This window comes from Arthrobacter sp. JUb115 (assembly GCF_004365035.1).
Classification (GTDB): Bacteria; Actinomycetota; Actinomycetes; order Actinomycetales; family Micrococcaceae; genus Glutamicibacter.
The window spans coordinates 413183-434701 of record NZ_SOBS01000002.1; the positions used below are offsets into that span (position 1 = coordinate 413183).

Sequence of the window (21519 nt, forward strand, 5' to 3'; positions counted from 1 at the left end):
CGGGCGCAGGCGCCCATCACGCAAAGGACCCCCATGGGCAATACCGAGAAGTTCCGGGCAGCACGCGATCTGCTGCTGGCGGCACGCGATGACTACGACCGGGCTCGGGCAGAGTTCACGTGGCCGGAATTCACCGATTTCAACTTTGCCTACGACTGGTTCGACGAGGTAGCCAAGGACCCGGCGCGAGCCAATGAACCGGCACTGATCCTCACCGAACCCGATGGCAGCTCGGCACGCTACAGCTGGGCCGAACTTTCGCGCCGCTCCACCCAGGTGGCCCGCTGGCTTTCCGACGAAGGCCTGCAGCGCGGCGATACCATCATCGTCATGCTGGGCAACGAGGTGGCCCTCTGGGAAGTGATGCTGGCCGGCATGAAGCTCGGTGCGGTCATCATCCCGACCACCACGCAGCTGGTCAGCGCGGACCTCGCCGACCGCATCGAGCGCGGCAACGCGAACTGGGTGATCACCAGCCATGACCAGGTCGCCAAATTCGAAGCAGTCCCCGGGGACTACCGGATCGTGCAAGTCCGCGGGCAGGCCGCCGAAGGGACCTTGCACTATGCCAAGTCCCACGATGCGCCGGCCGAATTCCGCCTGGACTCCCCGACCCTGGCCGATGAGAACATGCTGCTCTACTTCACCTCGGGCACCACCTCGTTGGCGAAGCTGGTCCAGCACACCCATACCTCGTACACCATCGGCCACCTGGCGACCATGTTCTGGATCGGCCTGGAACCAGGCGATGTCCATCTGAATGTGGCGTCCCCCGGGTGGGGCAAGCATGCCTGGTCGAATTTCTTCGGCCCGTGGATCGCCGAAGCGACGGTCTTCGTCTACAACTACGAGCGCTTTGATCCGCTGGCGCTGATGAACCAGATGGATACGGAGAAGGTCACCAGCTTCTGCGCACCGCCCACTGTCTGGCGCTACCTGATCCAGGCGGACCTGGGCACCTTGCAGACTCCCCCGCGCAAGCTGGTCTCTGCCGGCGAGCCGTTGAACGCCGAGGTCATCGACCAGGTGCGCACCGCATGGGGGCAGGTGATCCGTGATGGCTACGGGCAGACCGAGACCACGGTGCAGATTGCCAATTCGCCGGGTACCGAGGTGAAGGTCGGCGCGATGGGCCGCCCGATGCCGGGCTATGCGGTGGAGCTGCGCAATCCGACCACCGGGCAGCTGGCCGAAATCGGGGAAATCTGCCTGCGACTGGATCCCCGGCCTGCCGGGTTGATGAAGGGCTATTTCGCCGATCCGGAGAAAACCGCCGAGGCGCTGCGTGGCGGCGTGTACCACACGGGAGATATCGCCGAACGCGATGATGAGGGCGTCTTGACCTATGTGGGGCGTGCCGACGACATCTTCAAATCCAGCGACTACAAGCTCAGCCCCTTCGAGCTGGAGTCAGTGGTCCTGGAGCATCCCGCGGTGGCCGAGGTGGCGGTGGTGCCTTCGCCGGATCCGCTGAAGCTCTCGGTGCCCAAGGCCTTTGTGGTGCTGGCATCGCACGTCGAGCCCGGCGCGGAGGTCGCCAAGGACATCCTCGGCTTCTGCCGCGAGCACCTGGCGCCGTACAAGCGGATCCGGCGGCTCGAATTCACCGCGCTGCCCAAGACCATCTCGGGCAAGATCCGCCGCGTGGAGCTGCGCCTGGCCGAGGAAGAGCAGCATGCGGCCGGCACGACCCCGAGCGGCGAGTACCGCGATAGCGACTTCCCTGAGCTGAGGGAACGCGGCTAGGAACGAAAAGGCAGAAGACAGCCCGGCGGGAAGCGGATCCAGCTTCCCGCCGGGCTGTTCTTTGGACGCGGTGAGCGCCTAGCGCTTGTTCTTGGCTTTCAGCGCATCGACGATGCCCTTGCCCAGATAGAAGGCGCCATCGGCGTACCAGGCCAGCATCAGCAGCTGGCGCGCAGGCTTGGGCAGCCAGGCGAACTTGCCGCTCTTGGCCAGGACCAGGTGCGCTGCCGCGCCGGAGGCCAGTACGGCGGCACCCGAACCCATTAGCGCTTTCGGATTCCAGTTGTGGCGGTACAGCAGCCGTTCCAGGCCCTTGGCCTCGCGCTCCTGCTCAGCCAGTGCGGACTTCAAGGTCTTGAACGGGCCGCCGGTAGCAATGACCCTGCGGTCTTCGGGCAGCGGGCGGCCGGTGAGGTAATCGATGCTGCGCGGGTCGAAGCCGAAGAGCGAGACCAGGCGCTTCATGTCCTTCAGGTCCCCGCTGCTGCACAGCAGCTGCTGGGCCTCGGCGCGGTCGGCCGGATCCGAAATCAGCTGCTCGATGATCTGCATTTCTTCTTCGTCCCAGCCAAAGAGCAAGCTGTTGAGCTCATCCAGGCGCACCGCTGCCGGCGAACCGGCTTCCGGTTCCAGGATTGCCGTGCGTTCCAGGTCCACCACCATGGACACCGACGAACCGAACATGGTCCGGCGCGAGCCCTTGGCCTCGATGGTTGCGGTAATGGCATTGCCGGTACGGTCCAAGCACAGGTACGGGCGGTTCGAGCGCGAGATGCTCGGGGCATAGACCGGTTCCTTGGGCATGGCCATCAGCCCGGATGCGTTCTCCCAAACCGTGATCTCGTTCTCGGCAAAGCCCGCTGCCAGCACCAGCTCGGACCCCTTGAGCTTTGGCCCGTGCAGCAGCTCGTTGGTGCCGCCGTACTCGCCGAGCTGCTCGTCATCCGGGTTGGGGCCGTCAATTTCGTCCCCGTCCACCAGTACGTAGTCGGCCCCGGTGGAGTTCTTCAGTTCGTGGACCAGTTTGGTCACGCGCGAGCCTTCGCGCAGCTTGCCCTTGGCATCGATGCGGTAGAGCACCGCATCGCGGGCTTCGCTCACCGTGGCCACCTCGGCGGCTACTTCAGTGGAGTTCTCGCGCTCAACAGCTCCGCCGATGAAACCCAGCAGGCGGCGATCGGCCAGCGCGGTGCGTACCAGTTGTGCAGATTCAGGCTTGTCGCCCATGAAAATGAACTCTAGGTTGAGGTAGTTGAACCCGGTTGAATCCACGAAAAGTAACCCCTTTGGTTATTTGGATATGGCGATAAGTCAATCATAGGCGGTAACCCGTGCCGTCCTGGCAGGCAGCGCCCGGGTGGTTGCCTGGCGCTAGCGCCGGCGCCGGGCGCGGAACCAGCGGACCGCGCCGAGCACGGTATTCCCGGTGGCATCAACATAGCCGAGCACCAGCAGCAGCACGATTACCCAGGGCGGCCCCCAGGGCTGCTGCCAATGGGTGGCCGCAAGCACCAGCGAGAATACCAGGGCCTCGATGAGCCCCAGCGCCAGCTGCGCGGCGGGTTTCCACGACAACGTGTTGTACCATCGCGGCCGGGCACCAGAGGTGCGGGATTCGGTGATCAGTGCACGGCCCACTGCCCTGGCCATTGACACCGGTTCGATCCATCGCGCGCCCTCGGGAAGATCGGCGTCGTCCAGATAGCGGGCCAGGACCGGTGGATGCCCGAAGGTCTCCAGCACCCGCTGGGCCGACTGCAGGCTGCCGGTGCCCACCAGCGCCAGCTTGAGCCGCTCGATGTTCTCGGCATCGACCACAAGCCCGGCCAGCTCGTCGAGCTCCTGGCCATCGACGCTGTCCTGGTTGGCGAGCAGCCAGTCCAGTTCGCGCCGGGCGGGTGTTGAGGCCTGAGGCCAGAAGGCGGGGCTGGCCGCGACCGGCCAGATGTGCACCCAGGCCGGGTGCCCGCCGAGCTTGGCCGGCTGCTTGTCGAACCAGAAGCTCGCGGTGAAGCGCGCGCCGGTGCGGCTGAGCATGATCGCCGGATGCTGGCTGGCAGCCAGCACGCCGCCCACCAGGAAGCCTTCGTGCACGGCCACGGCGGCGCCGGCGGATTCCGGCGGCAGGAGCTGCCAGCTGGTTTTGCTCGCGGCGGCCCACACCCCCATGTCCGGCTCGTTCAGCGCGCCGATGGCCACGGTCCACCCCGGCGGCATGGCATCGAGCCGCGGATCCTCGATGGGCTCCCCGGTTTGCACCTCGGCGTCGTCCTGGTCGACGTACAGCGCACCGGTGCCCAGCTTCAGCGCCAACGCGAAGTCCTCGACCTGCTGGCCCAGCCTGATGGCGCCCGCGGGGCCAGCGAGCAGCAAGAGCCCCTCGTGGTTCACCGCCAGGCTGGCCTCGATCATCGCCAGCCCGTTCCAGGGCACCGGCACGGAGACCAGCGAGATCACTTCGCGGGCGGCCAGCAGCTCGCGGACCTTGGCTTCGGCCTGCTGCGCCTGGGGTTCTTCGATGAAAAGAGTCAGGGCGGCGACCAGCGTGTGCTCCTGGTCGCCGCCCTGCAAGGACTGGTTGCTACTTGTTGCCAAGGTACTTTTCGAAGCCTGCCGGCAGGTTCAGGCTCGAAGGATCGAAGTCCTGGTTGGCGCCCTGCCCGAAGGCGGCACCGCTCGGGGCGGCGGCCTTCTTGTTCTTGGCCTCCAGCTCGGCCTGCGCGGCCTTGGCCGGGTTGCCGAACTTCTGCTGCTTCTTGCCCTTGCCCTTGGCCTTCGCCTTGCGGGCAGCGCCCTTGCCGGCCCCCGGCATGCCCGGGACGCCGCCGCCGGCAGCCATCTTCTTCATCATCTTCTGCGCTTCGGCGAAACGCTCCAGCATCTGGTTCACCTCGGAGACCGAAACGCCCGAACCCTTGGCGATACGCGCGCGGCGGGAGCCGTTGATGATCTTCGGAGCCACGCGCTCGTGCTGGGTCATCGAACGGACGATGGCCTCAACGCGGTCGATCTGGCGTTCGTCGAACTGCTCGAGCTGCTGGCGGGAGATCTGCGCGCCGGGCATCATGCCCAGCAGCTTCTTCATCGAGCCCATCTTCTTGATCTGGGCCATCTGGGCCAGGAAGTCGTCCAGGGTGAAGTCTTCCTGGTCGGCGAATTTCTTCGCCATGCGCTCGGCTTCGGTCTTGTCCCAGTTCTTCTCGGCCTGCTCGATGAGCGTCATCACATCGCCCATGTCCAGGATGCGCGAAGCCATGCGGTCCGGGTGGAAGATCTCGAAGTCGTCCAGGTTCTCGCCGGTGGAGGCGAACATGACCGGCTTGCCGGTGACCGAGGCGACCGACAGGGCGGCGCCGCCGCGGGCATCGCCATCGAGCTTGGAGAGCACGACACCGGTGAAGTCGACGCCCTCGTGGAAGGCCTGGGCGGTGTTGACCGCGTCCTGGCCGATCATCGCGTCAATGACGAAGAGGACTTCATCCGGGTTGATGGCGGCGCGGATGTTCGCGGCCTGGGCCATCATCTCGGTGTCCACGCCCAAGCGGCCGGCGGTATCGACAATCACGATGTCGTGCAGCTTGGCCTTGGCCTCGGCTACGCCGTCGCGGGCTACCGCTACCGGGTCGCCGGTGGCGGTGTCGAATTCCGAGGAGACGCCCGGGTGCGGTGCGTAGACCGGCACCCCGGCACGCTCGCCGTTGATCTGCAGCTGCTTGACGGCGTTGGGGCGCTGGAGGTCGCAGGCCACCAGCAACGGGGTGTGGCCCTCGGACTTCAGGTGCTTGGCCAGCTTGCCGGCCAGGGTGGTCTTGCCGGCACCCTGCAGGCCGGCGAGCATGATCACCGTCGGCGGGTTCTTAGCCAGGTTCAGGCGGCGGGTTTCCCCGCCCAGGATGCCAACGAGTTCCTCGTTGACGATCTTGACGACCTGCTGGCCCGGGTTCAGCGACTCGGAGACCTCGGCACCCAGAGCGCGTTCCTTCACCTGGGCCACGAAGCCGCGGACCACCGGTACGGCAACGTCGGCGTCAAGCAGGGCGCGGCGGATCTCGCGTGCGGTACCGTCGATATCCGCTTCAGTCAGGCGGCCCTTGCCGCGCAGGTTCTTGAAGGTTGCTGTCAGGCGATCGGAAAGTGAATTAAACACGTGCCGGGCACTTCTTTCGATAGGTCTTGTGGTGCGCATTGGAAAATCGCACAGGACTCAACTCCCAAGAATATCAATAATCGGGCGCTGAACTAACCAGCTGTGCAGCGTTTCACCAGTTGTCTCTTCCCCAGCGCCACGTTGCTCCCGTCCAAAGGGACGGGAGCAGCATCAAGGAACCGGGCAGCCAAGGACTACGGCTTGGCCTCGCTGGCAGGTGGTGCGGCTGCAGCCGGCGCCTGCGGGAGCTTGGCCGGGGCGCCCGCTTGGGGCTTCACCGCCGCTGTCGCCTGAGGCTTCGGCTTGGCCGGTGCCGGGGCAGCTTTTTGCACGGCCGGTGCTGCGATAGCAGGCTTGGGCTTGGGCAGGGTTGCGACCGGCGCCTTGGCGACCTGCTTCACGGGCGCTGCAACTTTAGGCTTGGCCGGGGCCGCGGCCTTGGGCTTCGATGGCGGCTTGGCCTGCTTTTTCGCAGCCGGCACCGCGACCTCGGGCTTGGACTTCGCAGCCGGTACTTCCTTCGCAGCCGGCTTTTTCGCAGTTGTGGACTTGGCCGGTGGCAGGGCCTTGGCCACTAGCGGTTTCTTCTCCGGCTCTTGTGCCTGCAAGTCCACGGTCTTGGGTTGGGCTGCACCTAATTGGCGCTCGACGCGGGCAGCAGGGTCCGTGGGATCCTCGCTGGCTGGAGCATCCTTACCGCCTGGGCCCTGGTCCTCCCGGGGGTTCAACGCCTGTTTCCGCGCTGGGTGCAGGCACTTGGGTTGGTTCAGAGGTTGGCGTGGAGTTGGTCGATTCCGATGCCTCCGGAACGCTATCCGGAGCTGATGGCGACACGCTGGAAGGTAGTGCCGAAGGACTTGGCGACGCGGTCGGCGCCCTCGACGGGCTCGGCTCAGCAACTGGTGCAGTGCTGGGCGTCGGCGCTACGCTCGGCGCGCTCGGCTTGGCCGAAACGGGTGCCGGTGACGCTGATGCAGATGGCGTGGCCTTCGGGCTTCCGGTATTCAACTTCTGTGGCGGCTCGAGTTTCTTGCTCGGCTCTGGTGCCGGTTGCGCGGGACGCGGGGTCGGGCGGAGTTTGCCGGCTTCCTTTTTCGGTTGGGCCTTCGGCTTGGCTGGCGCGGCTGGTTTCTTCTTGCTCGCCGCTGGCCGCTGGAGCGGATCCGCGTGGGAGTGCCTCGTGGTCTTCGGCGGCGCTGGATTCTCCGTTCGGGTCGATCCGTGATGCCTGGCCGCCCCGTCGTACTGCCCGCTTCTTCCTGTTGCCGGTTGATGGCGCATCGCACTGCCGGCATCGACTGCAAATTGCGTCGAAGCGAACAACGCCTGGCGCTGCCCTCCGCCTGAAGGAAGGTAGTTGCGCGGATTATGCCATTGGCCATTGACGATGACCTCGAAGTGCACATGGCACCCCGTGGAGTTGCCGGTGGTCCCGGCCAGGGCGATGATCTGGCCTTGGACGACAAGCTCGCCCACTCTGACGAGCAAGAGCGAGTTGTGGCTGTACCCGGTCTGCACCTCATGCCCGTGGTCAATGGTGACCCGCTGGCCCGAATGGCCGGCCCAGCCCGCGACGACCACCCGGCCCGACTCGCTGGCGCGCACGGGCGAACCGCAGGAAATTGGATAATCCTGGCCGATATGGATTTGGCGGCCGAACCCGGTCGGGTTGAACCTCCAACCGTACGGACTGGAAATCCGGCGGGTGGCCACTGGATGCTCCAAGAGCAGACCAGGGCTCAGCATTGCCGGACGAATGCCCTGGTTGGCAGCTAGCGGCGCGGGCTGTGCCAGCGCTCCAGGGCTTGTCTTTGCTGTCATCGCCGCCCGATTGGCGGCCACGTGGGCCAGCGGGTCGGGCGCGGACCCTCCGGTCCTTCCGCCAAGTGAACTCAGTCCGAGGACTTGGATAGCGGATGTTCCGCCCAGATCCGGTGCGGTGACAGCCTCGCTCCCGAGCGCCAGCGCTGGCGCGGCGGGAAAGGCCAGTGTGCTCGATTGGGCTCTGGCTGGCACTGCACCGGCCGCCCCGGGCCAAACCAATGCACTGCTTAAAGCGAAAGCCGCGGCAATGGCCAGCGCCCCATACGGAAGCCGCCGGCCATTCCCCAAAACGCCGCGCGGCACAGAGCTGCTTAAACCATGATGTTGTCGTTTCATAACTTGCCAGTCCCCCAAAAACTGCAACTACTCAACAGAACCTCAGAATAGCCCCGGCACGATGATTAATCCATGGCTAGTTGAAGCCTCTTCAGCAGCGTGAGGATTCCATGCACCACCGCTTTCCCCCCTGCGCCATCGCGGCCACGCCACGCGCGTGGAAATCCCGCACCGGTCCGATGCGGTTTCGGGACCTGGGCGAGGCCCGACGCACCCCGGGATCCGCCAAAGCACCATGCCTCGCCAGGCCAGCCAACACCTGCTGGTAACCCGATTCGGGCTGAAGCATTTCAAGCCCCCACATGGCACGTGGGCTGGCATGGGCCGTGAAGAGGGCTTCAGCTCGCCGCGGCAGCGGTCTGGCGGGCGGCCCGAGTCCCGGAATTTCCCAGGCCGGGCGATGTCACTGCCGGACTCAGCCCTACTCATGTGGTGATAATGCTCTTGGGACCGCGCCGCGGCGCAACCGGTCCCACAGCGCAACACGCAGCAAAGGAGCACCGGTGGAGACCAGCACCCTGTCCAGCAGGCTATCGCGGTGGGCGGTATTGTCCCGCGCCTGGCTGCAGGATTATCTCTATGCCGGTGCCTGGCAGCTGCGTTCGCTGCTGCCAGGTACGGAGGCCGGCCGGCTGCGCTCCGGCAGCCATCCGGCAGCCGAACCGGTGGTGCTGATTCCGGGTATCTGGGAATCCTGGAAATTCCTGCTCCCGCTGGCCGACGCGCTGCACCAGGCCGGCCACCCGGTGCACGTGATCCCGCAGCTCGGCTTCAACCGCGGCACGGTGCCGGAGATGTCCCAGGTGGTCTCCAGCTACCTGGGCCGGGCGCAGCTCGACGATGCGGTGCTGGTGGCGCACAGCAAGGGCGGTCTGATCGGCAAGTACCTGATGTCCGCCTCGCCGCAGGGCTACCGGATCAATCGGATGATCGCCATTGGCACCCCCTTCTCCGGTTCGCGCTATGCACGCTATGCGCCGGTCCGCTCCCTGCGTTCCCTGTCGCCCAACGACCAGGGTCTGCTCAAGCTCTCGGCCAACCTGAGCGTGAATTCCCGGATCATCTCCATCTACAGCAGCTTCGACCCGCACATCCCCGGCGGCTGCGACCTGGCCGGAGCCACCAACATCAAGCTGCCTACACTGGGGCATTTCCGCTTGCTGGGCGATGCGCGCCTGCACGCCGCAGTGCTCAAGCACTTGGCGCCTGGACTGCCGCCGGCCAGCTGAATTCCGGCAGGCAGCGCACCGCAATCCGTGCGTTCCGTGTGAATCGCCCGGTGCTGTTGAGCCCGCCGGGGCCCTGGCCTAGCGTGAGCGGACAAGGGCTGGATCCCCAGCCCGCAGCCCAGATGCAGAATAGGAGCAGCCGATGGACCCGCAGGAATCCTCCGCGTCGCAGCCCGACGCACAGTTGGATGAAGCCCAAGAGGCCAATCGCGAAGCCGCAGCCACATCCAACCCCGACCCAGAGCAGCAACTGATTACCGGACTGGAGCCGGGCGGTTCGGTGCCGCCGGGCGAAACCCCTCCCGGTGAAGGCTCGATGAGCCAAGACCAGGGGCATGGCGAATAGCGGCCCGCAGCGTCCGATCAGCGAGGCGCGCATAGGACGCTGGCTTGAAGAACTGGCCGAATCGGACGGGAACCCGGGCGGCGGAGCGGCGGCGGCACTAATGCTCGGTGCTGCCGCCGCGCTGATGTCCATGTCCGCCGGCTACGTCTCGGCCTCCGGACCCGCCCACGCAGAGCTCGCCGGCCTGCAGGCCCGGGCCAAGCAGCTGCGGATCGACGCGCTGGGCCTGGCCGACCGGGATGCCAAGGCCTCCGCGGATTTCGGGGAAGCCTCCGCGCAACCGCCCTCGGAGCAGCGCGACCGCCAGCTCGCCGAGGCCTGCTTGCAGGCCGCGAAATCCTCGGCCGCACTCGGCGCGCTGGCCATGACCGCAGTGAATGACCTGCGCTGGCTTGACCAGCATGCGAAACCGCAATTGGTGGCCGATGTCGCCGCAGCGCTGGGCATGGTCCGCGCAGTGCTGCAGGCCGCCAGCAGCAACCTGCGCTACGACCTGTCCCAGCTGTCCTTCGGCCCGGCGCACGCGCAGCACTCCGGATTATGGGATACCGCAGCATCGCTGGAGCGGGCGATGCAGACCGCCACGCAGCTGGCCGCACGCGTTGATGCACGCATCAAGCGCTGATCCGGCTGCCCGGGAGCACCCTCGATGACAAGGAATGATAGCCATGGCCCAGACACCGATCAATGCACTGATCCTGGTCTGCACCCTTTCCCCTTAGCCCAAAGCCTCCAGCAGCGATCTGCTGGCCCGGCAGGTGGCGGCGGAATTCACGGGGCACCAGGTCCACTCCGAGATCCTGCGCATTGCCGATTTCGACGTGAGGCCCGGAGTGCTCAAGGACATGGGAGGCGGCGACCAGTGGCCGGGGATCCGGCAGAAGCTGCTGGCCGCGGACATCCTGGTGCTGGCCACCCCCGATCTGGCTGGGCCACCCCTCGAGTCTGGCCCAGCGAGTGCTGGAGCGGCTGGATGCCGAGTTGTCCCAGACCGACGAGCAGGGCCGCCCGATCCTCTTCGGCAAGGTGGGCGTGGTGGCCGTGGTGGGCAATGAGGACGGCGCGCACCACGTGATTGCGGATCTGGGCCAGGGCCTGGCCGATGTCGGGTTCACCCTGCCGGCCCAGGGCTCCACCTATTGGGTGGGGCAGGCCATGCACACCACCGACTACCAGGATCTGGACCAGACCCCGCAGGTCACGGCGAACGCCACGCAGATCGCCACGCGCAACGCGGCGCATCTGGCGCGGCTGCTCGAAGCCCGGCCTTTCCCCGCCCGATAGCCGCCGGATGCTGGGTGCAGCCTGCGGATCAGTGCCCGGCCATTGGCCAGCGGCGGCCGGTGCCCTAGCGTTTCAGCCAGCAGAAGACTGCGACCCCAGGCGAGAACTAAGGACGGGCCCATGCCGCACAACACCATCGACCAGACGACCTTGCACCGGTACCTGAGCGAACACCTGCTGGGTTCCGAATCGGGACTGAACCACTTCAAGGCCGCCCACGGCACCTGGGCGGACACCGCCTATGCCCAGCGCTTCGAATCGCTGCACCAGCAGGTCCAAGCGGATCAGGATGACCTGAAACGGATCATGGACCGGCTGGGCTGCACCAAGCGGCCGATGGCCCGCCTGCTCGCTCCGGCGGCCAAGCTGGCCGGGCACGTCAACCCGTTCAATCCGCTGCGCATGCGCAAGCTGGCTGCCGCGCAGGTGCAGCTCGATGTGCTCACCGGGCTGCTCAATGCCAAGCTGCGCATGTGGCAGACGCTGCTGCTGATGCTGCCCCATGATCCGCGCCTGGACCAGACGCTGCTGCAGGACCTGTCGCACCGGGCCGAGTCGCAGATCAGCCAGCTCAAGGCGCTCAGCGACGAAACCTGGCCCGAGCGCTTCGCCCCGCCAGTGAACGATGAGCAGGGGGAACACCGCCCATGACCGGCAGGAAAGCGAACATTGTCGGCGCCGGGCCCAACGGGCTGGTCGCCGCGGCGGTCCTGGCCGAGCAGGGATTCGACGTCCAGGTCTTCGAGCGCAACGCCCGTCCCGGCGGTGCCGCGGCCTCCGGCAGCACGCTGGGCGAAGGCACCATTGTGGACCTGGGAGCTGCCGCCCACCCCTTCGCCTATGGCAGCCGCGCCTTCGCGCATTTCGATCTGGCCGGACATGGTTTGCAGTGGGATTTCCACGGCTATCCGCTGGCCCACCCGCTGGACGACGCCGAGTCGGTCTTCCTGCACCAGGACCTCGAAGCCACCATGGCGCAGTTCCCCGCAGACCGGAAGATCTGGCAGCTGCTGCATGGCCCGCTGGTGCGCCATCCGCAGGAGATCCTGGACAACGCCACCAGCCCGCTGCTGGGCATCCCGCCGCATCCCGTGCTCATGGCACGCTTCGGGCTGCGCGCGCTGCCGCCGGCGAAGCTGCTGGCTTCCGCCGCGTTCCGGACCCGGCAGGCCGCGGCGCTCTTCGCCGGATCCAGCGCGCATTCCATGCTGCCGCTCTCCCACCCGTTCACCTCGGGATTCGGCGCGCTCTTCGGGGCCTTGGGCCAATCCTGGGGCTGGCCGGTGGCGCACGGGGGCACCGGCAGCATCATCGACGCGCTGCTGCGGGTGCTCGACGGGCTGGGGGTGCAGATCCATACCGGGCACCAGATCACCCACCTCGCGCAGCTTCCCGATGCGGACCTCACCTTCCTGGATGCCACGCCCCGCCAAGCGGTGCAGCTCGCCGGCGACCAGCTCCCGGCACGCCTGCGCCGGCGGTTCGAGCGCTGGCGCTATGGCACCGCGGCCTACAAGGTGGACTACCTGCTCGATGGACCGATCCCCTGGAAGGATGCGCGCACCGCGCAGGCCGGCACCGTGCATGTGATCGGCGATGCCGCCGAGCTGGCCCGGGCCGAGCGCCAGGTCGCCGCCGGGTCAATGCCCGAACGCCCGTTCGTGATGGTGGTCCAGCCTTCGAGCGCCGATGCCTCGCGCGCCCCGGCCGGCCGCCAGGTCATCTGGTCTTACGCCCACGTGCCCCAAGGCTATGACGGGGATGCCGGGGCGCTCATCGATGCGCAGATCCAGCGGTTCGCGCCGGACTTCAAGGACCGGATCGTGCAGCGGGTAGTCACCGGCCCGGCTCAGCTGCAGGCCTGGAATCCGAATCTGGTCGGCGGGGATATCGGCGGCGGATCACTGGCCGGCACCCAGCAGTTCTTCCGCCCCTCGCCCTCGCTGAATCCCTATTCGCTGGGCGTGCCGGGACTGTACCTGTGCTCCTCCTCCACCCCTCCGGGCGGCGGGGTGCATGGCATGGCCGGCTGGCATGCGGCGCACCGGGCGCTGCGTGATCTTGGGCGGCACTGAGCCTCGCAACCACGGTAGCTGAATAGGGATACTGACTAGTAGAGAATAAAGTCTGGGAATTTCCTCAGAATCGCGGCCTGTTCGCAACAACTTGGTGGGCCAATGATAATTTTTTATCGAGTCCCCCACCGCTGGCCGCAGGGTCCACAGCGCATTTCAAGGGCCACGCTGCCCAGTCCGGAGGGACAGATAACTGCATTGTTGAAGTGAGAAGTATCGTCTAGAAGTGGAGGGTAGTTCACATGCCAGGAAGGCTAGTCAGGTCCCAGACCGCGTTGCGCGTAGCAGAGCTGCTGGGATCACGCGAGGGAAGAAGGCATCTGAGCAGCTATGGCTGGACCCAAGGAATGCCAGTGGTCATGACACAGCCTTTGGAAGCGCTCGATGATGTGATGGGCCTGGTCTCGGTGCACAAGCGGCCGGTGCTGGTCGCGATGGTTGAACCGCAGACCGAGGAACTGAAGTTCTTGCACATTTCCGAGCCGTCTCCAGTCTTGGAAGTGGTTCAGGCCAGCGCGCCGCGCAGCAAGATCAAGGATCTGTTCGGCCAGGCCGAGCACAGCGGAATGGCTGCATTCCGTGTGAAGTACTGGCAATACACTGCGCTCGCCCACGCGGTTCCGGCTTTCGACGCCAGCAAGCTGGGACACAGGTACGCCACGCAGGAGTCCGGCAGCAGCGTGTAACCGCAAGCACCGCCGCAACGGGCACAGCCCCCGGGAAATCGCGCATCCGCGCAGATTCGCCGGGGGCTGTTCCTATGCCAGGGACCGGGACCGCTTACTTGGGCGCTACCGGGCGTGGAGCATCTGGTGATCCAGCGCGGCAAGATAGTCCGCGAAGCCCTCGCGCAACCGCCCGCGCAAGCGCCCCGAGGTGATCGCCTGCAGGCGGGCCGTGGCCTGGACCCGGTAGCCGGCGCGGCGCAGCGCCTCGACCAAGGCCACATCCTCCCGGGCCGCCAAGGGCTCGAAGCCTCCAACATCCAGGTAGGCAGCAGCGCACACTCCGAAGTTCGCGCCGTGGATATGGCCATGCCCCTCGATCGGCTGGTAGGCCTGCTCCCATAAGGCGAAGATATGCTCATCGAGTTCGCCGCGGTCCGGTTCCACGGTTCCGGCCACCGCATCGGCCCCGCCGGCGTGCAGGGTGGCAAAGCCCTCCAGCCAATGCTCGGCGACGCAGGTATCCGCGTCGGTGCTGGCCAGCCAGATGGCGCTCGGGTCCGCGTCCGCGTCGAGGCTGGCCAGGGCGTGGCGTGCCCCGGCAGCCCGGCTGGCTCCGACATTGCCGAAGCTGGCCTGCAGCAAGCTGATCCGCCGATCTGCGCTGATCTGCCGCTGGGCAACCTGTACCGTGCGGTCGGTGCAGCTGTCGGCAACCACGATGGCCCGGACCTGCACCTGCGGGCGGGCACCCGCCAACCGGTCCATGGCCGCACGCACCGAATCCAGGCAACGGCCCAGGCGTTCTTCCTCGTCATGGGCCGGGATGATGACCGCCATGGCCGCCAGCTGCCTACCCATGGGCACCAGCGGGCTTGCGCAGTATTTCAAGCAGGAAATCGGCCTCGCGATGCTCCACGATGCGCTCCCACCCCAGGTCCCCCGCCATCCGGTGCACGTCTTCCCCTTCCAGCGGCCAGCCTTCAATGGGATGCAGCCAATGGCAGAGCACCAGCTCTCCGCCGGCTTCCAGTGCGGCGGCACTGGCGGCGAGCACCTGCTCAAGTTCGTCGGCGGCCAGGAAATAGCCGATTTCGCTGAGCACTACCAGCTGCACGCTTCCCGGCTCCAGCTGCGGAAATTGTTGGGGCACGGTGGCCTGCAGCAAGCTGACGTGCTCCATTCCGGCCACGGCACGCCGGGCCTGGGCTAACGCGGTAGCGCTGGCGTCCACCGCCAGCAGGCTGGTGCTGCGGCGGCCCAGTTCGGCGCTCTGCACCCCGATGGAGCATCCCAGCTCCAAAACCGCCGCATACTGTTCCCGGGGCAGGGAGGCGAGCAGGATCTGCTGCTTGCGCTGCTCGTAGCGGCTGCTGCGGTATTCCCACGGATCTTCGCGTTGCCCGTAGAGCTCGTCGAAGACCACCGGAGCCGACGCGGCGTCCTTGTGGCCAGGCCAGGTGGCGCGGAAGATCTCGGCGCCGCGGGAAAAATGCTGCAGGAAGCCTTCGCTAAGGAGGACTTCGTCTCCTGGCAGGGCGGACAGCGGCCTGGTTTGGGAACGGTGGGCCTCCAGGGCGCGGGCCTTGGCATCCGCGCTGGATGCATCCAGGGCCAGCCGGCGCCAATGCCTGAAGCTGGGCTGCCGGTCCGGTTGCGCCCAGTGCCAGAACCAAATGGGGAATTCCAGATGGCAGGCATTGTGCGCCAGGGCGCAGTCCGCGGCGAGCAGGCCCAGGATTTCGTGGTCCGGGTGCCCGTCGCTGCGGTAGGTGCTGGCGATCAGGCAGCGCTCGCCGGCGTGCTGCTCAAGGGCTGCGCGGATCGGCTCCTGCTGCGCTTCGAGTTTCCCGTCGCCCAGGCCCAAGCAGTGCAGATGCAGCGTTCCGCTGCGCGGTCCTTGTGCGCGCAGCGTGTCCATGGCCTCGGCCAGCTCGGCCTGGCGCAGCGCGGCCAACTGGGCCGGGGAGTGTGTGGTGGAGTCCGGATGCGAGGCTTCCCCGAAGCTGCAGACGATCACGTGGACATCGATCCCCCGGCCAAGGGCCATGCGGATCAGCCCTCCGGCTCCCAGCGTCTCGTCATCCGGGTGGGCGGCCAGGACAACCACCGATGCGATTGCGTGGAAGAGCTTCTCCGGATCCAGTGCGGCGATCCGCTCAAGCCCAGCCTGCTGCCAGCAGCTTGCAGATGTTCCCTGGTCCTGATGCGTGAAGTTCACCATGCGCTGCCACTTTCCGTTCCGGCGCGGTCCGCAATCAACTGGCCCAGCGCCGCGTCGTCGCGGGCCGCGTGGTGCTGGCGCAGATATATGCCCAGGTCAGCTGCACGCCGCGCATGCTCCTCATCGGCGGTCAGCGGGCCCGGACCGGTGGACTGGCCGCTGAGCTGCAACACCCGCTCGCAGGCCCCGGCCACCTGGCCGCGGACCCGATGGGCCGAAATGGCATCCAGCGCTCCGGCATCGGCCAGCCCGGCGGCCTGTTCCAGCAGCGCGGCGCAGCTGGCCAGCAAGCGGTCTGCTTCGCCGAGCCAAGCAAGGGCCAGCTGATCCGGGGTGCGCGCTTGGGCGCTGCGCAGCAGATGGCGGTAGATTCCCACCGCTGCCCCGAACCAGCAGGCGGCCACGCCAACGCCCCCGACAGCGAACCCGGGACGGGACAGGTACCAGCCGGCGTCCTGCACCGGTTGTGCCGGCACGCCGGTGAAGTTCACGCTGCCGCTGGGCAGCTGCGCCATGCCGCGGCTGACCCAGGCATCCGATGCCGGTTCAACGCCCGGATGCCGCAAGGAAACCATGAACAGCCGGCCACCATCGGGCGTGGGGGCGGTGACCAGGGCATGCGTCAGCTGCGCGGCCAACGAGCACCAGGGCTTGGTGCCGTTCAGCTCCCATCCCCCGCCGGACTGGCGAACCGCTTCCAGGGTGGCGTTGGGCGGCTGCGCGGCGAAAACGCCCCATGCAGTGCCGGCCGGCCACGACATGCCCGCCTGGTTCAGGATTCCCGCGGCATCCAAATGCGGTTCCAGCGTCCTGGCCGCGACCAGGTCGGTGGCGGCCACGGAGGCCAGCAGCTCCCACAGGCGCTGGGTCTGTCCGGCCGCTGGCACCGGAGGTTCCTCCCCCGAACTTTCCAGCGTACGCAGCATCGCTTCCGGGTTGCCCTCGCAGCGCACGGCGGCCGCACGCACCGCGACTTCGGCGCCCCACCATAACTCGCTGTTGCGGGGGCGGGATCCTGGTTCGGCTGCACTAAACGACACCGGCCGCTGGTCCATCGATTCTCCTTCTCTGCGCGGAACTTTTGGCCAGTCTAGGTCACGGCCCATTCGTGCCCGGCCCAGCTGAATGACTCCTGATAACCGCAAAGAACAGCGCAACGCAGCGAGGCAGTTTATGGGATTGGCCGCCGCGACGGCGGCACTGTGATGATCTGCAAAGTTGGCCGCAAGCAAACTTTCAGCTTCGGGACCCCAATTTGCAATCTGCCCTATAGTTCAAGTTGTCAGTAACCAGATCCACACAGGAGGTAAGAATCATGGGAATTGGAGACAAGATCCAGAACAAGGCCCAGGAAGCATCTGGCAAGGCCAAGGAGGCCTACGGCGATGCCACTGATAATGAGCGCCTGCAAGCCGAAGGCGTGAAGGACCAGGCCGCCGCCAAGGCAAAGCAAGCAGGAGAACACGTCAAGGACGCCGCCAAGGATGTCAAGGACGACCTGTCCTAAACCGCACCACCAGCTATGCCCCATGGATACGAATCCATGGGGCATAGCTCTGCGCCAGGCAATGTGCACAGGAATACGGCCGCTGCTCCAGGAATTTGGAGCAGCGGCCGTTGGCGGTTTTCGGCGTCCTAGAGTTCGACGCTATTCGAGTCCCCGGGCTCGGCAGGTTTGCCGGTGAGCTTCTGCTTCACCCAGCCGGCCACCAGGCTCGCTGCCCCACCGGGGTTCTCCCAGTATTCAGCGGAGTCGGCATCGACGCGCAGCAGCACAGTCTGCGCAGATTCCGGGCCTTCGCTGGCGAAGGTCTCCACCGCGGCGTTCCACAGTTCCTTCTTCTTGGCGACATCGAGCACCACCTCGGCGTGGCCGCTGACCGACACCCACGCCTTGGATCCGCTGAACGCGGCATTGACCAGTCCCTGGGCCCGGATTTCCTGGACAATCCCGGCGTCGGCGGTAGAGAAGAACCAGAGTTCTCCTTCGTCGGTGGCTTCAATCAGCGTCAGGGGGCGGCTGGCCAGCCGTCCAGCGCTGAGGGTTGAGACCATGGCGATCCGCAGGTCCTGGATGATGCTGATGACTTTGCTTGCCTCGTCGTTGGCCATGAAGAGCTCCTTTGTCTTGGAATGATCTGGTCGTTTCACACGCTACCGAGGTGCTGGCCCGCGCCAAGGGGCGCCCAGGCGATTGCCAGCTTCGGCTCCTGCTCAGCTTTCCGGGTTCCGCCTGGAATCCGGATCCGCTTGCTCTTCGGCGTCCAGCTCGCTGGCGAAACGCAGCTGCCGCCCGTCGCTGATGTCCTGCTCTTCTTTTTCCTCCTGCTTCATGCTGGCCTTGGTATCCCGCGGCGGAAGCTGGACCGAGCGCTCGGCGGCAATCCCCGCCTGCAGCTGGCGCCCGCGCTCGGCTTCCGCGTCGAAGACCGCGCCGAACAGCAGCGACAGGTTGACGATCCACAGCCACAGCAGCAGCACGATGACCCCGCCGATGGCGCCGTAGGTCTTGTTGTAGTTGCCGAAGTTCGAAACGTAGAAGAAGAAGCCGACGGTCGCTACCGCCAGCACGAGCAGCGCGATGGCCGAGCCGAGGCTGATCCAGCGGAACTTCGGTTGCTTCACATTGGGAGCCCCGTAGTAGAGCACGGCCACCAGCACAATCGCGCACAGCACGATCACCGGCCATTTGGCGATATTCCATATCGCCACCGCGCCCTCGCCCAGCCCCATGGCGTTGCCCAGCGCCTGGGCCAGCGGACCGGAGACGATCAGCAGCATCCCCAGCACGGACACGGCCACAAGAAGCACCAGTGTCAGCAGCAGCATCAGCGGGCGCAGCTTGTAGAACGGCCGGCCTTCGGCCACCTCGTAGATCTGGTTCATTGCCCGTCCGAACGCCCCGACATACCCCGAGGCGCTCCATAGCGCACCGAGCAGACCGGCAATCAGCGCCAGGCCTGCCGACGGGGCCGAGGCCAGCTGCTCGATGGGCTGGCGCAGGGTTTCGACCACTTCCTTGCTGGCCAGTTCCTGGATCAGCGAGAGGATGTTGCGGGTCATGTTCTCCGCCTGGCCGGCAACTCCGAGCAGGGAGACTACCGCCAGCAGGGCCGGGAAAATGGAGAGCATCGCGAAATAGGTCAGCGAGGCCGCCATGTCCGTGCATTTCTTCCGGGAGAATTCCCTGATGGAGCGCTTGGCCGCGTATTTCCATGACCTGGAGTGCATATCCGGCGGGGAATCGGGTTTGGATTCGGCATCGGGTCCAGGAGCGTGCCGGGCTTTGGCAGCGGTTTCGGCCGCGTTCCCGTTCCCGGCATGGCTATCGGTTCCTGAAGGCATCTTGCACCTCTTTTCATCAGCTATCTGTGCCAGTTGATTGCCGCCGGCCCTGCTGCTGGGCCAGGCCGGCGCGGCAGGCAAATCGAATCATGCACCTGCCGCGCCACCTGCTAGGCCAGCTGGGCCGCGCTGCTACTCGGCGACCGGGAAACGCTCCCACGCGCGGTGGGTGGACAGCAGCTGCTCCGCGCTTTCGGCCACCGCCGAAAGCTCGACCAGTGCGATGCCCGGCGCGTCATCTTCCAGGCCCACCGCTTGCAGCAGGCCATCGGAGAGCCCGTCCAGGGTGATGATGGCCTTGTTGTGCCGGTAGGCCTCCGCAACCAGCAACGCCACGCGCGGGTCGATGGGAACCCCGCCTGCCCCCAAGGCGCCGGCCTTGGCATCCAGCGCAACCGCGGCGTCCGGGGCCGGCGGCAACGGGCCGATGAGCACCAGCGCATCGAATTCGATGGAGCGCGCCGTCAGGTAGGTGCGGTCAATGGGCAGGTCCGGGGCCACCTCGCCGCCGGAGGCCGAAACGAGCAGCGGGGACATGCCCCGTTCGGCCAGCGCCTGGGCTATTGCTGGCACGTGCTGGTGGTTTCCGCTGTTGAATACCACCCCGACCTTGCGCCCGTCCACTGGCCAGGCTTTTCCGATCTGGGACAGCACGGGGCTGGCCACCGGATCATCCAGCTGCACTGCGGCCGGTGCCGGCAGGCCCAGTGCCTGGGCGACCCCGGCGGCCAGCTGGGTATCGATCTTCGCCAGGCATTCCACCTGCCGCTGGCGGATCGCGGTATCGGTGCACTTGCCCAGTTCAAAGGAGTAGGCCTGCTGCACGTGGGCGCGCTCCACGGCCGAGAGGCTGATGTAGAACAGGCGCGCCTGGCTGTAGTGGTCCGAGAAGCTGGCCGGCTCGGAACGCACCTTCTTTCCGGAGGCCACAGGCTGCGGGAAGTCCAGCGGAGGCTGCTGGCCAGAGAGAACCTGCGACATGTACGGGCAGCCGCCATCCAGCGAGTTCGGCTTGTACGGCGCGATGCCCTTGGGCACCCGGTGCTGGTGGAAGCCGTCGCGGAACATGTCGTTGACCGGAGAGTCCGGCGAGTTGATCGGGATCTGCGCGAAGTTCGGTCCGCCCAACCGGGTCAGCTGGGTGTCCAGGTAGGAGAAGAGCCGCGCCTGCAGCAGCGGGTCGTCGCTGATATCGATGCCCGGAACCAGATGCCCGGGGTGGAAGGCGACCTGTTCAGTCTGCGCGAAGTAGTTCTCCGGGTTGCGGTCCAGCACCATCTTGCCCAGCGGCTGGACCGGGGCCAGTTCTTCTGGCACGAATTTCGTCGGATCCAGCAGGTCGATGCCCTCGAAGACCCCCGAACCGTCGTCGGGGAAAATCTGCACGCCCAGTTCCCATTCGGGGTAGGCTCCGGCATCAATGGCTTCGGCCAGATCGCGGCGGTGGAAGTCCGGATCCGCGCCGGCGGCCAGCTGGGACTCTTCCCAGGCCAGCGAGTGCACGCCGAGCTTGGGCTTCCAATGGAACTTCACCAGTGACGCTTTGCCCGCCTCGTTGACCATGCGGAAGGTGTGCACGCCGAAGCCTTCCATCATGCGCAGCGAGCGGGGTATCGCGCGGTCGCTCATCTGCCACATCACGTGGGCTTGGGCAGGGGTATGCAGGGAGACGAAATCCCAGAAGGTATCGTGGGCCGATTGCGCCTGCGGGATCTCGGTATCCGGGTGCGGCTTCGCGGCATGGACCAGATCCGGGAACTTGATGCCATCCTGGATAAAGAACACCGGGATGTTGTTGCCCACCAGGTCGAAAATGCCCTCTTCGGTATAGAACTTCGTGGCAAAGCCGCGGGTATCGCGGGCCGTGTCCATCGAGCCGCGGGAACCGACCACGGTGGAGAACCGCACGAAGACCCGGGTCTGCTTTCCCGGCTTGAGGAAATCGGCCCGGCACAGCTCGGAGGCGTTGCCGTAGCTGATGAAGGAGCCGTGGGCGCCAGCCCCGCGGGCGTGGACCACGCGCTCCGGAATCCGCTCATGGTCGAAATGCATGATCTTCTCGCGCAGGTGGTGATCCTGCAGCAAGGTGGGCCCGCGCTCTCCGGCTTTCAGCGAGTGGTCGGTATCGCTGACGGGAGCTCCCTGGTTGGTGGTCAGGAATTCGCTGTCCTGGCCGGGGCCGGACAAGACCGGTTCCCCTCCCGGGCTTGCTTGCTGTTGTGGTTCGCTGGCCATGGCACTCTCCTAGCTGCTTGGGAATAATCGGCTGGTGAATGCCACGCTAGGGGCCGGTGCACC

19 protein-coding genes and 2 pseudogenes are annotated in these 21519 nt (G+C 66.4%); 10 read left to right on the forward strand and 11 right to left on the reverse strand.

Going from position 1 to position 21519, the window contains the following annotated elements; genetic code table 11:
* The first annotated feature begins 33 nt into the window (after positions 1-33).
* Positions 34-1746, forward strand: coding sequence for an AMP-binding protein (locus tag EDF61_RS05130; protein WP_133833457.1), 1713 nt, complete (start codon positions 34-36; stop codon positions 1744-1746).
* A gap of 78 nt (positions 1747-1824) precedes the next feature.
* Here the strand turns inward: EDF61_RS05130 and EDF61_RS05135 are convergent, their stop codons facing one another.
* From EDF61_RS05135 to EDF61_RS05150, 4 genes are all read right to left on the reverse strand, one after another.
* Positions 1825-3018, reverse strand: coding sequence for a hypothetical protein (locus tag EDF61_RS05135; protein ID WP_133833458.1), 1194 nt, complete (start codon positions 3016-3018; stop codon positions 1825-1827).
* Between the two features lie 99 nt (positions 3019-3117).
* A complete protein-coding gene (locus EDF61_RS05140) occupies positions 3118-4341 on the reverse strand; it encodes a hypothetical protein (RefSeq protein WP_133833459.1) in 1224 nt (407 codons plus the stop codon).
* A complete protein-coding gene (gene ffh, locus EDF61_RS05145; RefSeq protein ID WP_133833460.1) occupies positions 4328-5893 on the reverse strand; it encodes a signal recognition particle protein in 1566 nt (521 codons plus the stop codon). The genes EDF61_RS05140 and ffh overlap by 14 nt, the downstream gene beginning before the upstream one ends.
* Positions 5894-6087: 194 nt before the next feature.
* Positions 6088-6621 carry a hypothetical protein gene (locus EDF61_RS05150; RefSeq protein ID WP_133833461.1) on the reverse strand — a complete coding sequence of 178 codons (534 nt, stop codon included), beginning with the start codon at positions 6619-6621 and terminating at the stop codon, positions 6088-6090.
* 50 nt (positions 6622-6671) lie between these two features.
* Between EDF61_RS05150 and EDF61_RS19055 the strand changes: the two genes are divergently transcribed.
* On the forward strand, positions 6672-7118 hold the full coding sequence (locus tag EDF61_RS19055) for a hypothetical protein (protein ID WP_286172109.1): 447 nt from the start codon (positions 6672-6674) through the stop codon (positions 7116-7118).
* Positions 7119-7315: 197 nt separating this feature from the next.
* Here EDF61_RS19055 and EDF61_RS19175 read toward each other — a convergent pair.
* Positions 7316-8053 (reverse strand): annotated as a pseudogene (locus EDF61_RS19175) (M23 family metallopeptidase); the annotation flags it as partial.
* Between the two features lie 503 nt (positions 8054-8556).
* Between EDF61_RS19175 and EDF61_RS05160 the strand changes: the two are divergent.
* The 7 genes and pseudogenes from EDF61_RS05160 to EDF61_RS05190 all read left to right on the forward strand — a co-directional run bounded on the left by EDF61_RS05160 (position 8557) and on the right by EDF61_RS05190 (position 13673).
* Positions 8557-9282 (forward strand): lipase family protein, encoded by a 726-nt coding sequence (locus EDF61_RS05160; protein ID WP_286134214.1) that lies wholly within the window; start codon positions 8557-8559, stop codon positions 9280-9282.
* Positions 9283-9424: 142 nt separating this feature from the next.
* On the forward strand, positions 9425-9628 hold the full coding sequence (locus EDF61_RS05165; protein ID WP_105657709.1) for a DUF6480 family protein: 204 nt from the start codon (positions 9425-9427) through the stop codon (positions 9626-9628).
* Positions 9618-10253 carry a cyclodeaminase/cyclohydrolase family protein gene (locus EDF61_RS05170; RefSeq protein ID WP_133833463.1) on the forward strand — a complete coding sequence of 212 codons (636 nt, stop codon included), beginning with the start codon at positions 9618-9620 and terminating at the stop codon, positions 10251-10253. The genes EDF61_RS05165 and EDF61_RS05170 overlap by 11 nt, the downstream gene beginning before the upstream one ends.
* Before the next feature lie 118 nt (positions 10254-10371).
* A pseudogene (locus tag EDF61_RS05175) lies at positions 10372-10912 on the forward strand (flavodoxin family protein).
* A 120-nt stretch (positions 10913-11032) separates the two neighbouring features.
* Positions 11033-11563, forward strand: a complete 531-nt coding sequence (locus EDF61_RS05180) for a hypothetical protein (RefSeq protein ID WP_105657707.1) — start codon at positions 11033-11035, stop codon at positions 11561-11563.
* A complete protein-coding gene (locus EDF61_RS05185; protein WP_133833464.1) occupies positions 11560-12987 on the forward strand; it encodes a phytoene desaturase family protein in 1428 nt (475 codons plus the stop codon). Before EDF61_RS05180 ends, EDF61_RS05185 begins: the two co-directional genes overlap by 4 nt.
* A 359-nt stretch (positions 12988-13346) precedes the next feature.
* Complete coding sequence (locus EDF61_RS05190) at positions 13347-13673, forward strand: hypothetical protein (RefSeq protein WP_286134535.1); 327 nt, start codon at positions 13347-13349, stop codon at positions 13671-13673.
* Positions 13674-13778: 105 nt separating this feature from the next.
* Here EDF61_RS05190 and EDF61_RS05195 read toward each other — a convergent pair whose 3' ends face one another.
* Genes EDF61_RS05195 through EDF61_RS05205 form a run of 3 tightly spaced genes read right to left on the reverse strand, consistent with a single transcriptional unit; the run spans position 13779 to position 16931 of the window.
* Positions 13779-14513 (reverse strand): glycosyltransferase family 2 protein, encoded by a 735-nt coding sequence (locus tag EDF61_RS05195; protein WP_133833465.1) that lies wholly within the window; start codon positions 14511-14513, stop codon positions 13779-13781.
* Positions 14506-15876 carry a bifunctional PIG-L family deacetylase/class I SAM-dependent methyltransferase gene (locus EDF61_RS05200; RefSeq protein WP_133833466.1) on the reverse strand — a complete coding sequence of 457 codons (1371 nt, stop codon included), beginning with the start codon at positions 15874-15876 and terminating at the stop codon, positions 14506-14508. Before EDF61_RS05200 ends, EDF61_RS05195 begins: the two co-directional genes overlap by 8 nt.
* A complete protein-coding gene (locus EDF61_RS05205) occupies positions 15870-16931 on the reverse strand; it encodes an acyl-CoA dehydrogenase family protein (RefSeq protein ID WP_133833467.1) in 1062 nt (353 codons plus the stop codon). Before EDF61_RS05205 ends, EDF61_RS05200 begins: the two co-directional genes overlap by 7 nt.
* Positions 16932-17191: 260 nt before the next feature.
* Here EDF61_RS05205 and EDF61_RS05210 point away from each other — a divergent pair, with 260 nt between their 5' ends.
* Positions 17192-17383 (forward strand): CsbD family protein, encoded by a 192-nt coding sequence (locus EDF61_RS05210; RefSeq protein WP_105657701.1) that lies wholly within the window; start codon positions 17192-17194, stop codon positions 17381-17383.
* Positions 17384-17511: 128 nt separating this feature from the next.
* On the opposite strand, the gene EDF61_RS05215 is transcribed toward EDF61_RS05210, so the two are convergent.
* The 3 genes from EDF61_RS05215 to EDF61_RS05225 all read right to left on the reverse strand — a co-directional run bounded on the left by EDF61_RS05215 (position 17512) and on the right by EDF61_RS05225 (position 21456).
* The gene (locus EDF61_RS05215; RefSeq protein WP_133833468.1) at positions 17512-17988 is read right to left on the reverse strand and encodes a pyridoxamine 5'-phosphate oxidase family protein; all 477 of its coding nucleotides are present in this window, start codon (positions 17986-17988) and stop codon (positions 17512-17514) included.
* Positions 17989-18090: 102 nt separating this feature from the next.
* The gene (locus EDF61_RS05220) at positions 18091-19221 is read right to left on the reverse strand and encodes a YihY/virulence factor BrkB family protein (RefSeq protein ID WP_133833469.1); all 1131 of its coding nucleotides are present in this window, start codon (positions 19219-19221) and stop codon (positions 18091-18093) included.
* A 132-nt stretch (positions 19222-19353) separates the two neighbouring features.
* Positions 19354-21456 carry a catalase gene (locus EDF61_RS05225; RefSeq protein ID WP_133833470.1) on the reverse strand — a complete coding sequence of 701 codons (2103 nt, stop codon included), beginning with the start codon at positions 21454-21456 and terminating at the stop codon, positions 19354-19356.
* Positions 21457-21519: the final 63 nt, after the last annotated feature.

Bases quoted from the DNA above. Each gene is read 5' to 3' on its own strand.
- EDF61_RS05130 (WP_133833457.1), top strand. From the start codon at position 34: ATGGGCAATACCGAGAAGTTCCGGGCAGCACGCGATCTGCTGCTGGCG.
- EDF61_RS05165 (WP_105657709.1), top strand. From the start codon at position 9,425: ATGGACCCGCAGGAATCCTCCGCGTCGCAGCCCGACGCACAGTTGGAT.
- EDF61_RS05170 (WP_133833463.1), top strand. From the start codon at position 9,618: ATGGCGAATAGCGGCCCGCAGCGTCCGATCAGCGAGGCGCGCATAGGA.
- EDF61_RS05180 (WP_105657707.1), top strand. From the start codon at position 11,033: ATGCCGCACAACACCATCGACCAGACGACCTTGCACCGGTACCTGAGC.
- EDF61_RS05185 (WP_133833464.1), top strand. From the start codon at position 11,560: ATGACCGGCAGGAAAGCGAACATTGTCGGCGCCGGGCCCAACGGGCTG.
- EDF61_RS05190 (WP_286134535.1), top strand. From the start codon at position 13,347: ATGACACAGCCTTTGGAAGCGCTCGATGATGTGATGGGCCTGGTCTCG.
- EDF61_RS05195 (WP_133833465.1), bottom strand. From the start codon at position 14,513: ATGGGTAGGCAGCTGGCGGCCATGGCGGTCATCATCCCGGCCCATGAC.
- EDF61_RS05200 (WP_133833466.1), bottom strand. From the start codon at position 15,876: ATGGTGAACTTCACGCATCAGGACCAGGGAACATCTGCAAGCTGCTGG.
- EDF61_RS05205 (WP_133833467.1), bottom strand. From the start codon at position 16,931: ATGGACCAGCGGCCGGTGTCGTTTAGTGCAGCCGAACCAGGATCCCGC.
- EDF61_RS05210 (WP_105657701.1), top strand. From the start codon at position 17,192: ATGGGAATTGGAGACAAGATCCAGAACAAGGCCCAGGAAGCATCTGGC.
- EDF61_RS05215 (WP_133833468.1), bottom strand. From the start codon at position 17,988: ATGGCCAACGACGAGGCAAGCAAAGTCATCAGCATCATCCAGGACCTG.
- EDF61_RS05220 (WP_133833469.1), bottom strand. From the start codon at position 19,221: ATGCCTTCAGGAACCGATAGCCATGCCGGGAACGGGAACGCGGCCGAA.
- EDF61_RS05225 (WP_133833470.1), bottom strand. From the start codon at position 21,456: ATGGCCAGCGAACCACAACAGCAAGCAAGCCCGGGAGGGGAACCGGTC.